Annotated in this window: 11 protein-coding genes and 1 pseudogene; 6 read left to right on the top strand and 6 right to left on the bottom strand. The window is 65.4% G+C overall.

Annotated features, from left to right (window positions below; genetic code table 11):
- Both VFG49_RS14810 and VFG49_RS14805 read left to right on the top strand, forming a co-directional pair.
- Positions 1 to 280, top strand: a 280-nt coding sequence (locus VFG49_RS14810) for a GMC oxidoreductase (protein WP_324861842.1), incomplete at its 5' end; no start/stop codon positions are given.
- On the top strand, positions 277 to 1671 hold the full coding sequence (locus tag VFG49_RS14805; protein ID WP_324861840.1) for a cytochrome c: 1395 nt from the start codon (positions 277 to 279) through the stop codon (positions 1669 to 1671). The genes VFG49_RS14810 and VFG49_RS14805, both read left to right, overlap by 4 nt.
- 67 nt (positions 1672 to 1738) lie before the next feature.
- Here VFG49_RS14805 and VFG49_RS14800 read toward each other — a convergent pair whose 3' ends face one another.
- From VFG49_RS14800 to VFG49_RS14780, 5 genes are all read right to left on the bottom strand, one after another.
- On the bottom strand, positions 1739 to 3274 hold the full coding sequence (locus tag VFG49_RS14800) for an efflux transporter outer membrane subunit (RefSeq protein ID WP_324861838.1): 1536 nt from the start codon (positions 3272 to 3274) through the stop codon (positions 1739 to 1741).
- Between the two features lie 53 nt (positions 3275 to 3327).
- A complete protein-coding gene (locus tag VFG49_RS14795) occupies positions 3328 to 4926 on the bottom strand; it encodes a DHA2 family efflux MFS transporter permease subunit (protein WP_324861836.1) in 1599 nt (532 codons plus the stop codon).
- Positions 4923 to 6029 (bottom strand): HlyD family secretion protein, encoded by a 1107-nt coding sequence (locus tag VFG49_RS14790; protein ID WP_324861834.1) that lies wholly within the window; start codon positions 6027 to 6029, stop codon positions 4923 to 4925. Before VFG49_RS14790 ends, VFG49_RS14795 begins: the two co-directional genes overlap by 4 nt.
- 31 nt (positions 6030 to 6060) lie before the next feature.
- Positions 6061 to 6543 carry a helix-turn-helix domain-containing protein gene (locus tag VFG49_RS14785; RefSeq protein WP_324861832.1) on the bottom strand — a complete coding sequence of 161 codons (483 nt, stop codon included), beginning with the start codon at positions 6541 to 6543 and terminating at the stop codon, positions 6061 to 6063.
- Between the two features lie 221 nt (positions 6544 to 6764).
- Entirely contained in the window at positions 6765 to 7349 is a 585-nt protein-coding gene (locus VFG49_RS14780; protein ID WP_324861830.1) for a TetR/AcrR family transcriptional regulator, read from the bottom strand.
- Between the two features lie 126 nt (positions 7350 to 7475).
- Between VFG49_RS14780 and VFG49_RS14775 the strand changes: the two genes are divergently transcribed.
- On the top strand, positions 7476 to 8180 hold the full coding sequence (locus VFG49_RS14775) for an SDR family oxidoreductase (protein WP_324861828.1): 705 nt from the start codon (positions 7476 to 7478) through the stop codon (positions 8178 to 8180).
- A 145-nt stretch (positions 8181 to 8325) separates the two neighbouring features.
- Positions 8326 to 9345: a glucokinase gene (gene glk, locus VFG49_RS14770; protein ID WP_324861826.1), complete on the top strand. Its 1020-nt coding sequence runs from the start codon at positions 8326 to 8328 to the stop codon at positions 9343 to 9345.
- Between the two features lie 25 nt (positions 9346 to 9370).
- Here the strand turns inward: glk and VFG49_RS14765 are convergent, their stop codons facing one another.
- A complete protein-coding gene (locus VFG49_RS14765; RefSeq protein ID WP_324861824.1) occupies positions 9371 to 9610 on the bottom strand; it encodes a hypothetical protein in 240 nt (79 codons plus the stop codon).
- Positions 9611 to 9895: 285 nt separating this feature from the next.
- On the opposite strand from VFG49_RS14765, the gene VFG49_RS14760 reads away from it, so the two are divergent.
- Both VFG49_RS14760 and VFG49_RS14755 read left to right on the top strand, forming a co-directional pair.
- Entirely contained in the window at positions 9896 to 10579 is a 684-nt protein-coding gene (locus VFG49_RS14760; protein WP_324861822.1) for an HAD family hydrolase, read from the top strand.
- A 129-nt stretch (positions 10580 to 10708) separates the two neighbouring features.
- Positions 10709 to 10888, top strand: a pseudogene (locus tag VFG49_RS14755) (hypothetical protein); the annotation flags it as partial.

Here is a 10888-nt window from a genome sequence, read left to right as displayed (position 1 = left end):
GCAGACCATCCGCAAGCCCGGCGACCACTACGACGTGCGCCAGTACCAGACCACGCACACCACCGGCGGCGTGATCCAGGGTGCATCGCCCGAAACCAGCGCACTCAATCGCTACCAGCAGAACTGGGACGTGCACAACGTATTCGTCACCGGCGCCTCGGCATTTCCGCAGAACCTCGGCTACAACCCCACCGGTCTCATCGGCGGCCTCACCTACATGTCGGCAAAGGCGATCCGTGAGACCTACCTCAAGAACCCCGGCCCGCTGGTGCAGGCATGAACGTCGTAGCGAGGCGTCGACGCGGTGGCGGCTTTCTGCGAGCCGTCGTATTGCTGGTGGTGCTGGTCGCGCTGGCGTGGGCTGCCACGCTGGTGTTCCGTGGCGGTGGCGGCGACGCCTCGGCCACTGTGCCGGCACCCAATGACGCGTTGATCAGGCAGGGCGAATACGTCGCGCGACTGGGCGACTGCGGCGCCTGCCATACCGCGCCCGGTGGACGTCCCTTTGCGGGTGGCCTGCCGATCGCCTCGCCCATCGGCACGATCTACAGCACCAACATCACGCCCGACCCCACCACCGGCATCGGCAACTACACCTACGGCCAGTTCGAGCGCGCGGTGCGCCGCGGCATCAACGCCTCCGGCCACACGCTGTATCCGGCCATGCCCTACCCGTCCTATGCCAAGGTCAGCGATGGCGACATCCAGGCGCTGTACGCGTATTTCATGCATCGCGTGACGCCGGTGGAACAGGTGAACCAGCGCGTAGACATTCCGTGGCCACTGTCGATGCGCTGGCCGCTCACCTATTGGCGCTGGATGTTCGCACCCAAGGTGTCTCCCGTGGAAACGGCAGCGACGGGTGACGCGGCACTGGCCCGTGGCCAGTATCTGGTCGAAGGCCTGGGCCACTGCGGCGCGTGCCACACGCCGCGTGCATTCACGCTGCAGGAAAAGGCGCTCTCGCCCGCCGACGGCAAGGGCTATCTCGGTGGCGGCGTCAACGACAACTGGGTGGCACCAAGCCTGCGCGGCGAACTGGCCAGTGGCCTGGGCAGCGTGAGCGAGGAAGACATCATCGCCCTGTTGAAGAACGGCCGCAGCGAACGCAGCGCGGTGTTCGGCGGCATGGCCGAAGTGATCGAGCACAGCACGAGCCAGATGAACGACGAAGACCTGGCCGCCATCGCGCATTTCATCAAGTCGTTGCCGCCCGCGCGCGAGGAAAGCGCGATCAGCTACGACCCAGCCACGCATACGGCGTTGAGCGGCGGCAAGGTCAGCGGCGTCGGTGCGCAGCTCTACGTCGACAACTGCGCCACCTGCCATCGCACCGACGGCCGTGGTTACGGCCAGGTGTTTCCTGCGCTGGCGGGCAATCCGGTACTCAACGGCACCGACTCCGATTCCGCCATCCGTCTTGTATTGCACGGCGGCACCATGCCAGCGGGCCGCGAGACACCAGCGCAATTCAGCATGCCGGCCTTCCGCGAACGCCTGAGCGATCACGAGATTGCCGAAGTGCTGACCTTCGCCAGGTCCAGTTGGGGTAATCGCGGCAGTGCCGTGAAAGCCCCGCAGGTCACGCGGCTGCGAAACCTGCCGCCATCGGGCGACCCGCTGATGACCGGCTACGATCCACGCGTGGGCACGGAGCAACCTCAGCCTTAGCACCGCCGGCAAACACGGAGACCAGTATCGTCATTGCGGCGGGACAAGCGCACAGCACCGGCGATGGTCAGCGCTGCACCGTAGCCACAGCTTCCGTCTTGTCATCGGCGCTGCCCGCCCAACCACCGCCGAGCGCGCGGAACATGGCCACGGCAGCGCGCGCATCATCCGCGTGCACGCGCGCAAGCTGGTCGCGTGAGCCCAGCAGCTGGCGATCTTCATCCAGCACTTCGATAAGGCTCACCGCGCCACCCTTGTAGGCATCTTGCGCCGCATCACGCGCCTGCTGGTGCGCCGCCACTTCATCGGTGAGTTCGCGATGCTGCGATTCCAGTTCGGCCAACGAGACGATCGCGTTTTCCACGTCTTCGGTGGCGTGCAGCATCGACTGGCGATACTGCGCGAGTGCTTCGGCATTGACGCCCTTCGCTTGCGCCACCTCGGCATCGACACGACCGAAGTCGAACAGACGCCAGTGCAGACCCAGCATGGCCTGCGGCTGGAACGCCGCGGAGGAGAACAGCGAGCCGCTGTGCAGGCTCTCAAAGCCAAGCAGCGCGCCCAGCGATACCTTCGGGTAGTACTCGGCCACGGCCACGCCGATGCGCGCATTGGAGGCGGCGAGCTTGCGTTCCGCGGCGATCACGTCGGGGCGCCGGCGCAACAGCATCTGCGGGCCACCCTCGGTGCCGACGGCCGGTACGGTGAATGTGGCTCCCGGCGCCTGCAATTCGTCGGCGTAAGTGCCGGGCGACGCACCCATCAACACATCCAGTCGATTGAGCTGCTGCGCCAGCACGATGCGCAGCGGTGGCAGCGTGGCGCGCGCCTGCAACAGCAGGGCCTGCGCCCGCGCCAGCTCGCGCGACGTGGCCAGGCCGCCGGCAAGGCGCACCTTCACCAGCTCCACCAGTTGCGCCTCAGTGTCGATTTGCTGCTGCGCGAGGCGTAGACGTTCCTGCGCTCCGCGCGCCTGGAAGTAGCTGTCCGCCGCTTCGGCGGCCACCATCACGCGCACGCCGTACTGGTTTGCCTCAGCCGCTTCGGCTTCGGCTTGCGCGGCTTCGGCACCGCGATGCAGGCCGCCGGCAAGGTCCAGCTCCCAGCTCGCACCCACGCCGATGTTCTCCAGCGTCTGCGTGCGCTTGTAGCCCGGCGTGTGGCTGGCGAGCTCGCCGAGCGGGCTCTGGGTGGACTGGTACAGATGCGCCGCCTGCGCATCGAGGCTGCCCTGCGGTGCCAGTTGCGCGCCCGCTGCGCGTGCAGCCGCACGCGCCTGATCGACGCGGGCGATCGCCGCGGCGAGATCCAGGTTCTGCGTCATCACGCGGCCGATGATGCGGCTGAGCTCGGGATCGTCAAAGCCCGTCCACCAGGCATCGAGCGCGGGCGCAGGACGTGTTGTCTCCCGCGTCTGCAGCATCGATTGATGCGCGTAGCCTTCATTCGCCCTCACTTCCGGGCGAACGTAATCGGGACCGACCATGCAACCGGCCAATCCCGCCATGGCGGCGACCATCGCTGCCAGGCGCACGGTGAAACGACGCGGTGCTCGCGACCACGGCGAAGGGACAACCGAAGAAGACGAAAGCGTGGTGTTCATGATGATGTCCTGAGCCAAAGGCCCGGCTGACAAGGGAAAGGGGAAGCGTCGATTCAGTGCGAATCCGCGGACGGTCCCGCAGGCGGTGCGACCTTGCGCATCAACGGCACCAGCGCGGTCGCGACGACAAAACAGACCATGATCACAAGGAAGGCATCGGCGTAGGACTGCGTCTGCGCTTCGCGATAGGCGAGTTGCCAGAGCTGGTGCAACGCGCTGCTGCCCGCCTCTGATGCATTTGATCCCAACTCGGCCAGATGACCGCCGGCCTGCACCAGCCACTGATTCATCGCCTCGTTGCCGGCATTCAAACGCTCGGCAAGGCGATAGAAATGCAGGTTGGTGCGATCGTTGAGTACGGTGGCGCACACCGCGATGCCGATCGCGCCACCCAGGTTACGCATCAGGTTGAAGAGTCCCGAAGCAAGCCTGAGTCGCGCCGGCGCAAGGCCACCCAGCGTCAGCGTCACCGTTGGTGGCACCGCCAGCTGTTGCGCCATGCCGCGCAAGGCTTGTGGCAGCAGCAGTTCATGGCCGCCCCAATCGTGCGTGATGGGTGTGAAGTCCCACATCGACACGGCGAACAACGCCAGCCCCGCCATCATGATCCAGCGCAGATCGACACGTTGCGCGAGAAACGAGTAGAGCGGGATAGTGAGGATCTGGAACACGCCGGTGGAAAACACCGCCTCGCCGATTTCCAGCGCGCTGTAGCCGCGCACGCGCCCAAGGAACAGCGGCGTGAGATAGATGGTGGAGAACAGGCCGATGCCGGTGACGAAAGAGAACAGGCAACCAAGCGCAAAGTTGCGGTCACCAAGCGCCCGCAGATCCACCACCGGATGATCGTAGGTAAGACTGCGCCCGATGAATCCCACGCCCGCCAGGCCGGACAACCATGCCGTGGTGAGGATGGTCTGGTCGCTGAACCAGTTCCAGCGCGGACCTTCTTCCAGCGTGTATTCCAGGCAGCCGAGGAAGATGGCGAGCAGCGCCATGCCAAGGTAATCGGCGCGACGCAACAGCGAATAGTCGTGCGTATCGATGTTCACCAGCATCGGTACGGCGATGGCGACAAACAGGCCGGGCACGAGGTTGACGTAGAACAGCCAATGCCATGAGGCGTGATCGGTGATCCAGCCGCCGAGCGTGGGCCCCAGTGTTGGCGCCAGCGACGCGATCGCGCCGATGGTAGCCGCGGCGATCACGCGCTGCTTGTTGTGGAAAAACACGAAGGCCGTGGTGAACACCAGCGGGATCATCGAGCCGCCAAGGAAGCCCTGCAGCGCGCGGAACACGATCATGCTCTGGATGTCCCACGCGGCGCCGCACAGCATGCTGGTGATGGTGAACCCCAAGGCGGATGCCGCGAACAACCAGCGCGTGGAAAACACCTTCGACAGCCAGCCAGACAAGGGAATCACCACGATCTCGGCGATCAGGTAGCTGGTCTGCACCCATGCCGTTTCGTCCGTGCCGGCAGACAACCCGCCGCCGATGTCACGCAACGATGCGGACACGATCTGGATGTCCAGCAATGCGATGAACATGCCCACGCACATGCTGGCGAAGGCGACCACTTTTTGCGCCGTGCTCAGCGTCGCCGGATCCATCGGCTCCGCAAACCGCATGGCGGAGACCGAGGCGTTCATGGCGCGCTCGTCCCACGGCCTTCGCGCGTATCCACTTCGGCCACCACGGACAGGCCCGGACGCAGCACGCCAAGCGCGTCGTCATGGCTGTCCAGGATCACTCGCACCGGTACGCGCTGCACGACCTTGGTGAAATTGCCGGTGGCGTTCTCCGGTGGCAACACGCTGAACTGCGCACCGGTGGCCGGCGCGAGGCTGGCAAGATGCCCGTGGAACACGCGGCCCGGCATCACGTCGGCACGCACGTTTACCGCCTGCCCCGACTGCATGCGCGCGAGCTGGTCTTCCTTGAAGTTCGCATCCACCCACAGGCCATGCGCGGGCACCACCGACAGCAATTGCGAGCCCGCCGCGGCATATGCACCCACGCGGGCACGGCGGTTGCCGATCACGCCGTCGAACGGCGCGCGCAACTCGGTGTAGCCCTCGTTGAGGTGGGCGATATCGAGCTCCGCCCTGGCCTGTTCCAGCGCGGCGCGCGCCTGCAGTTTCTGCGATTCGATGACGTCGATCTGTCGTTGCGCGGCCATCAAGGCGGCCTGCGCCTTGGTCGAAGCCGCCTTGGCGGTCTTGAAGGTGGCGTCGGCGCGTTGCGCGCTTTCGATGGATACGGCAGAGCGGCTGGAGAGATCGCGGTAACGCGCCTCATCCTGTTGCGAGCGCTGCGTTTCCGCGTCGGCTGCCAGCACGCCGGCCTGCGCCTGGTGGATCACTTCCTGCTGCAGGCGCTCGTTGGCATCGAGGTTGGTCAGCAGCGCCTGCTCCGCCGCCACGGCGCCCTCGGCCTTGGCGACCGCGGCGCGATAGTCGCGATCATCGATCTTCACCAGCAGGTCGCCGGCATGCACGACCTGGTTGTCAGTGACGGCGAGCTGCGCGATGTAGCCGGACACCTTCGGGCCGACCACGGTGATGTCGCCGCCGACGTACGCATCATCAGTGTCTTCGATGAAGCGTCCTACGCTCCACCAATGCACGCCATAGACGATGGCCGCGACCACCGCGACACCGGCGATGGCACGGGCGATGCGCTTTCGCTTGTTGTGTGGTTTGGCGATGGGAATGGCAGGCGTGTCCGCCCGCTCGACGACGATGCTGCTCATGAGACGAACTCCGAGGGATGAGAGGAGAGAATCAGTGGCGGTCCGCGGCGAGATGCGCGTTCCTGAATTCGACGCGGGCGCGCGTGCGCTCGTTGGCGGAGGGACCGGCGATGACCACATGCCGGCCGCGCGCGATGGGTTCGCCGGTATGCAGATCCACCGGCGCAAGCTCCACCGGTTGGCCCGACTGCGTATCGATGAGAAGAATGCTGGGGCCTTCCGGCGAGAAGTGGCGGTTTCCCCAGTTCATCAGCGCAAGCAGCACCGGGCGAAAATCGCGCCCCTGCTCGGTGAGCACGTATTCGTAGCGCTTCGGGCGCGCGCTGTAGGGACGTCGCTCCAGCAAACCGGCAACGACCAGGTCCGCCAGGCGACGGCTGAGGATGTTCGGCGCGATACCCAGGCTTTGCACGAAGTCATCGAACCGGCGAATGCCATAGAAGGCATCGCGCAATATCAACATGCTCCACCACTCGCCGACCCGCTCCAGGCTGCGAGCGACGGGACATTGCATGCTTTCAAAGCTCTTGCGCTTCATGACGGGGAGCCTCGCTCCACGCTTTAGATTATGACTATCATATAAAAGGAAACTTGCATGATGCAAGCGACTTTTTGTGATGACGACGTCAAAGGGTTTGCGCGGCGGGCAGGCGCAGCCACGCAACGCCAGGCGGGCGGCGCGCTTTGGCACAAACGGCGAGTGGGCGAACCCGCGCCAGCGCGCGGGCGAAGGCGCTATGCGGCGGGCAGCAATGCCAGTGCAGCCTTGCGACCCGCGGCGAGGATTTCCTCGGAGGCGTCGGCATCATTCACCGCACGCGCCAGCGCAAGCGTGCCAACCAGCGTGGAGAACACCGCCATGGCGGTAGCGCGCCGTTGCTTGGGCTTGAGCGTCTTGGGCAAGGCACGGGCCAGCAGGGACACCATGTGCTCGGTGCCCTTGGTGAATTCCGCGCGCACGATGTCCGCGCCGCGGGCGATCTCCGGCGAGAGCGCGGCGGCCACGCAGCCTTCGGCCATGTGGTCCCGGTGCCTCGGGCTGAGATAGCTTTCGATGACGGCTTCCACGCCGCCGTGCTCGGGATCGCCCAGCACTTTTTCCAGCCGTTCGCAGGTGCCTTGCCAGCCCTTGGCGACCGCTTCGCGGGCGAGCTCATCCTTGGACTCGAAGTGGTTGTAGAAACCGCCCTGGGTGAGGCCGATATCGCTCATCAGATTGGCGACGCCCACCGCCGCGATGCCTTCGCCGCGAAAGCGCGCCGACGCGGTGTCGACGATCTTCTGTCGCGTGGCTTCCTTGTGACCCTTGCTGTAGCGCATCGAAATCTTTCCCGCCGACCCGCGGCCGGCCATTGAAAACCGCCGAACCGATCATATCAAATGATGACTATCATTTATAGGCCGACGCCACCGGCCCCTTTCGTCACCCTGCACAAGGTCTCCCCCATGAATATCCAAGGCTCCATCGCCCTCGTCACCGGCGCCAACCGTGGCCTCGGCCTCGCCTATGCCAAGGCTCTGCTCGACGCCGGCGCACGCAAGGTCTACGCCGGCGCACGCGATCCCTCCACCGTGACGCTGCCAGGTGTCATCCCGGTGAAGCTCGACGTCACGAATCCGCAGGACATTGCGGCGGCCGCGGCGCTGTGCACCGACGTCAACCTCGTGATCAACAACGCCGGCATCACCGGTGCCTCGCCTTTGCTCGATGCGACTGAAGGCGACAGCACGCTGCGCCGATTGCTGGAAACCAACCTGCACGGCATCCACGCCATGGCTGTCGCGTTTGCACCCGTGCTCAAGGCCAATGGCGGTGGCGCGCTGGTCAACATGCTTTCCGCATTGAGCTGGGTAAGCCTGGACACCACCAGCGCGTACTCGGTCTCCAAGGCAGCGGCCTGGGCGTTGACCAACAGCCTGCGCAACGAACTGCGCGCACAGGGTACGCAGGTACTGGCCGTGCATGCGGGTTATATCGACACCGACATGGTCAGCCACGTCGATGCGCCCAAGAGCAGCCCGGCGGATATCGCTAGCCGCACGCTGGAAGCGCTGGCGAGCGGCGCGCAGGAAGTGCTGGCCGACGAGACTTCGCGGCAGGTGAAAGCGGGCTTCGCCGCTACGCCGTCGCTGTATCTCGGCGTCGCCTGATAGACGGCCAATCGAGGCCCCGGCATGCCGGGGCCTCGTGCCATTCGCCGTCGAATGGTCGAAAACGATGCGCGTTGCAGCGCACCACTGGACGAACCGGCCCAAGGGAGTCACCCTTACTGTCTCCCCACGTTCAGGACCGTCCATGAGAACACCGAGCCGTGCCGCCCCGACCCTGCTTGCTGACCTTGGCGGCACGAACGTGCGGTTCGCACTGGCCGATACCGGTCGTGCGGCGCCGCTGATGGACGACAGCGTCCGGCGCTATCGCGTCAAGGACCACGCCTCGCTGGCCGAAGCCATCCGCCAGTATTCCAAGGACACCGGCCACACCGCATCACGCGCGATCATCGCTGCGGCAGGCCGGGTGAGCGAAGGCGAAACGGTGAAGGTCACCAACAATCCCTGGCTGGTCGCCGCACACGCACTGCAGGCCGAACTGGGCATGGAGGCGGTGCACCTGGTCAATGATTTCGCGGCGCAGGCGATGGCGGTGCCGCTGCTTACGCACGACCAGCTTTCATCGGTGGGCTCGCAGCCCATGCCGCATCTGGGCCAGCGCGAACCGCAGACCTTCGTGGTGATGGGCCCGGGCACCGGCCTGGGCGTGGCCGGATTGCTGCGCCGCGAGGGCCATTGGATCGTGCTGGAGACCGAAGGTGGCCACGCCGGTTTCGCCGCCCATACGGCCGAAGACGTGGAGATCCTGCATCGCCTCAACGAGCGTTTCGGCCGCGTCTCCAACGAACGCATGATCTGCGGCAACGGCCTGGTGAACCTCTATCTCGCACTGGCCGACATCGCCGGCCAGCCGGCCGAGGAATACACACCCGAAGACATCACCGCGCGGGCCGAAGCGGGCACCGATCCGTTGTGCGTGCGCACTGTGGAAACGCTGGCAGGCATTTTCGGCAGCGTCGCCGGCGACCTGGTGTTGAGCCTTGGCGGCTGGGACGGCGTGTACCTCACCGGCGGTGTCTTGCCGATCCTGCTGCCGTGGATCAAGCATGGCGGATTCCGTGCGCGCTTCGAAGCCAAGGGTCGTTTCCGCGAGACGATGGAACAGGTGCCCACCGTCGCGATGATGCATCCGGAACCGGGCCTGCTCGGCGCCGCCGCGCTGGCCGTGCTCGACGCCGGCAAGCCCCTGATTCCGGGCGACTGATCTCCCTGTCGGTTGTCGCCAACATTCAACGACACTGGCGCGTCCGTACGAGCCCGATGTCGTTCGTGCTGCGATCAGCGAAGCTATCGAGCATGGCGCTGTCGGTTCCATTGGGTGCGCGCGCCACGAGCTCCATGTTGATCGCCCGCAGGCCTTGCTCGCCGCAACCACCCGGCTGCATCCGCTCGCTGTTGCACGAGGCCTCCACGATCTGACCCGCGAAGCTGATGCACCCTGCCGCATTTTGCGCACCCGCCGTGCCCATGCATGCGGCCCATGTCAGCAAGACAAGCATGTGTTTGCTTTTCATGATCGTGCCGCCGACGGAATGATGATGTGCCGCGCGTCCATTCGTCGTTGAACATCGCTGATGCCACTTGTCGCCTCCGGCGAATGTGCACGGTCGACAAGTACACGGTGCGCTTCGCGGTAGAAGCCGCCTGTCATCTCCGCGACATCCCTGCAAGCCGATGTGCGCCAAATCACATTGACAAGGCGAAGGCACAGGCGGGTGTTACTCTGCGGCATCTTCCGCAGCCAAGCCTTCCCCATGCCGCGCAGTGACACCGCTTTCCTGTTCGATCTCGACGGCACGCTGGTCGACAGCGTTTACCAACACGTGCTCGCCTGGAAGGAAGCGCTCGATCGCGAAGGCGTGGAACTGTCGGTATGGCGCATCCACCGCAAGATCGGCATGAGCGGCAGCCTGTTCACGCACATCCTGCTGCGCGAAACCGGCCTTGAGATCACCGAAGAACGCCTCATCCGACTGCGCAACTGGCATGCCGAGGCATACAACCGCCAGGCCACGCAGGGTTCGGTGCGACCTTTGCCGGGCGCGCGCGAACTGCTCGCCTTCCTCACTGAAGAGGAAATCCCCTGGGCCATCGCCACCAGCGGGCGCATGACCACGGCGGCGCACAACCTTGAAGCGCTGGGCGTCGATCCGTCCAAGGTGCCGGTGGTGACACGCGACCAGGTGCGCCACGCCAAGCCCGATCCCGACTTGTTCATCACTGCCGCCCAACGGCTCGGCGTGGATATCCATCAAAGCCTCGTGGTCGGCGACAGCATCTGGGACATGCTTGCGGCGCAACGCGCACGCGCGCTCGGCATCGGCCTGCTTTCGGGCGGCTACGGGCAAAAGGAGCTCGAAGACGCCGGCGCTTTCCGCGTGTACGAAGATCCGGCGGATCTGCTCAAGCACATCGACGAAGTGGCGGCACGGCGTTAGCGCAACGTAAAAATGTCGGCGGCGGCGCGTGTTCTTCGCCGCGAGAGACGCGCATGTCAGGCACGATTCACCGCTGCACCGGCAGTTGTTGCTAGTCTCGAACACTGACTCTGCAACCCGGAGGCCGACATGCGTCGATACCTCGCCATGCTTCCTCTCGCCTTGCTCGTGGCGTGCTCGCCCGCATCGCCGCCGCCCGAGCAAAAGCCGCCCAAACCGCAATCCGCCGAAACCAGCAGCGCGCCAGACAACGCCACGCTGGGTTCTGCCGAATGGTATGCATGGGTGGATGATCGCCTGCATGTTTCC

This window comes from Dyella sp., from assembly GCF_035685885.1.
Taxonomy (GTDB): domain Bacteria; phylum Pseudomonadota; class Gammaproteobacteria; order Xanthomonadales; family Rhodanobacteraceae; genus Dyella.
Note: the sequence above shows the minus strand (reverse complement) of the source record. Positions and strands in the feature narration are given on the sequence as shown.

What these genes read in the sequence shown, in the direction of transcription:
- VFG49_RS14805 (WP_324861840.1), top strand. Translation starts at nt 277, where the DNA reads ATGAACGTCGTAGCGAGGCGTCGACGCGGTGGCGGCTTTCTGCGAGCC.
- VFG49_RS14800 (WP_324861838.1), bottom strand. Translation starts at nt 3,274, where the DNA reads ATGAACACCACGCTTTCGTCTTCTTCGGTTGTCCCTTCGCCGTGGTCG.
- VFG49_RS14795 (WP_324861836.1), bottom strand. Translation starts at nt 4,926, where the DNA reads ATGAACGCCTCGGTCTCCGCCATGCGGTTTGCGGAGCCGATGGATCCG.
- VFG49_RS14790 (WP_324861834.1), bottom strand. Translation starts at nt 6,029, where the DNA reads ATGAGCAGCATCGTCGTCGAGCGGGCGGACACGCCTGCCATTCCCATC.
- VFG49_RS14785 (WP_324861832.1), bottom strand. Translation starts at nt 6,543, where the DNA reads ATGCAATGTCCCGTCGCTCGCAGCCTGGAGCGGGTCGGCGAGTGGTGG.
- VFG49_RS14780 (WP_324861830.1), bottom strand. Translation starts at nt 7,349, where the DNA reads ATGCGCTACAGCAAGGGTCACAAGGAAGCCACGCGACAGAAGATCGTC.
- VFG49_RS14775 (WP_324861828.1), top strand. Translation starts at nt 7,476, where the DNA reads ATGAATATCCAAGGCTCCATCGCCCTCGTCACCGGCGCCAACCGTGGC.
- glk (WP_324861826.1), top strand. Translation starts at nt 8,326, where the DNA reads ATGAGAACACCGAGCCGTGCCGCCCCGACCCTGCTTGCTGACCTTGGC.
- VFG49_RS14765 (WP_324861824.1), bottom strand. Translation starts at nt 9,610, where the DNA reads ATGGGCACGGCGGGTGCGCAAAATGCGGCAGGGTGCATCAGCTTCGCG.
- VFG49_RS14760 (WP_324861822.1), top strand. Translation starts at nt 9,896, where the DNA reads ATGCCGCGCAGTGACACCGCTTTCCTGTTCGATCTCGACGGCACGCTG.